General features: G+C 73.2%; 1 protein-coding gene. It reads right to left on the reverse strand.

Features of this window, described 5'->3' with window-relative positions:
- Nucleotides 1-78: 78 nt before the first annotated feature.
- Nucleotides 79-1,644: CocE/NonD family hydrolase (locus IJH84_RS20085; protein ID WP_295147504.1), on the reverse strand; the 1,566-nt coding region annotated here is incomplete at its 5' end.

A 1,644-nucleotide genomic window follows, 5' to 3' on the forward strand; every position in this document is an offset into this window, starting at 1 on the left:
CCCGCGGGCAGCCCGCCGTCCGTTCAGCGGACCAGATTCCGCAGGGATCAGCGCCGCGGAGTGCCGCGATCACGCGATTCAGCCCAACGGCACGTCGAACCGTCCGGGCCCGCTGAACGAGACGGTCCCGCCGGGCTCGCTTTCCCCGCCATAGCGGGGATCGACGGTGTCGGCGACCAGCACGAGCCGGTGTCCCGCGGGCACCTGCCACAACGCGGGTTCCAGCACGAGGTCGACCTGCTGCGGCTCGCCGGGCTCCGCGTCGCGCAAGGTGATCGGCTTGTGCGTGATCAGGCGGCCGCCACCTGCCGGATCCACGTCGTAGAGGTAGGCGAACAGCGAAGTCGTGCCGGACTCCGGCGTAACGGTGGTGCGCAGTTTCGGCGCGCCGGAAACGGTGACCGAGCTCGGGTAGGGCTCGGTCCGCCAGACCCCGGCCGCGCGGCGGTCCACCAGCGGCACGGAAGTCGCCACCGGGATCTGGAACTGCTGCAGGACACCGCTCACGATCGCCGCGCCGCTGTCGGCGACCGTCGGCGACCCGGTGCCGATCCGGTGCTGCCAGGCCGGTTGCGGGTCCGGAGCGAGCGTCCCAGTGGCGGGGGTTGCAGGCGCGGGCGCCGGGCCGCCGAGGTGGCGGGTGTCGACCGCTCCGGTCACCGATTCCCAGTCCGGATATCCGCGCCAGTTGCCCCCGCTGACCGGCTTGAGCTGCACGGGATTCTCGGTGTCGATGCCGTTGGGCACGCCGCGCAGGTGGTGGTCGAACCAGCGGCGCGCGGCGTCCCAGCTGTCGTTCGGCAACCCGGCGGCGCCGAACAGCTCCGGACCCGCGTGATCACCCGGCGCGAGCATCAGCCGCTTCGGCCCGGTCAGCTTCCGGTAGAGCTCGGTCATCTGCTGTGGCGGGAACAGCGAGTCCTTCCAGGAGTGGGCGAGCAGCACCGCGGTCCCGTTCTTGTTGAGCTCGTCGGTTTCGGCCAGCGGCGAGCGGTCGGCGGCCAGGTGCAGCGCTTGCTCGATGCGGCCCTCGCGGTAGGCGCGTTCGAGCGCCCGGAGGTCTGCGCCGAAGCGGCCGGTGGGGTGCCCGATCGCCAGCAGCATCTCCACGGCTTGGGTGCTGACCGTGCGGTTCGGGTACAGCGAGGTGACCAGGTCGGACCAGCCGCTCATCGAGGCCACCGCCCGCACCCGCGGATCTTCGGCGGCGGTGAGCGCGCTGATGCCCGCGCCGTAGGAGATGCCGCCCATGCCGATCCGGCCCGGGTCGGCGGCGGTGTTGGCCAGCGCCCAGTCGATCACCTTGGAGGCGTCGGCGCGGTCCTCGGGTCCGCCGACCTCGATCTCGCCGCCGGAGGCGTAGAAGCCGCGGGCGGTGTAGGTGACCACGACGTAACCCGACTCGTAGGCGAGCCGCGCGGCCGCGCCGACGTACTCGATGTTCGGGACCGCCCAGCTCGCGGGCATCACCAGCAGCGGGAACGGGCCGTCGCCCGCCGGTTCGATCACCTTGGCGTCCAGGGTGACGCCGTCGGCGCCGGGCACCGTGCGGTGGCTGATCGAGACGCCCGGCGCGGCACCATCGGCACCCGTGGGCCGAGCGGCACCGGCGGGCGGGGCGAGCGCGGCTCCCGCGGGCGGCGC

This window comes from Saccharopolyspora sp., assembly GCF_017434145.1.
Taxonomy (GTDB): domain Bacteria; phylum Actinomycetota; class Actinomycetes; order Mycobacteriales; family Pseudonocardiaceae; genus Saccharopolyspora_C; species Saccharopolyspora_C galaxeae.